1 protein-coding gene is annotated in these 414 nt (G+C 68.1%); it reads right to left on the bottom strand.

Going from position 1 to position 414, the window contains the following annotated elements; translation table 11 throughout:
* Positions 1–414 (bottom strand): hypothetical protein (locus MKK53_RS00120; RefSeq protein WP_243925736.1); only part of this gene is annotated, 414 nt, incomplete at both ends.

Here is a 414-nt window from a genome sequence, read left to right as displayed (position 1 = left end):
TGATCTGATGAGCGACTCCGGCGCTGCCGCTGGCGGCGGCGCCCTCGCCTTGCCCAGGCTGGCTTGCCGTCCCCGCGATCGTGTGCTCGGCCGCCACAGCGACGTCCTTGATGTCCTGGTTGGCCTGGTTCGCGACCGACTCTGCCGCGGCGGTATCTGCGTGGCTCTTCGGCTTGATAAGATCCGCGATTCCCTGCGAAGCAGATTCGACTGCGGTGGCGATGCTTTTTAATGGGTCCTTCGGCCTCACAGTCCCGTCGATGATCTGACGAGGGACTCCGGCGCTGCCGCTGGCGGCGGCGCCCTCGCCTTGCCCAGGCTGGCTTGCCGTCCCCGCGATCGTGTGCTCGGCCGCCACAGCGACGTCCTTGATGTCCTGGTTGGCCTGGTTCGCGACCGACGCTGCCGCGGCGG

This window comes from Methylobacterium sp. J-076, assembly GCF_022829405.1.
Taxonomy (GTDB): Bacteria; Pseudomonadota; Alphaproteobacteria; order Rhizobiales; family Beijerinckiaceae; genus Methylobacterium.
Note: the sequence above shows the minus strand (reverse complement) of the source record. Positions and strands in the feature narration are given on the sequence as shown.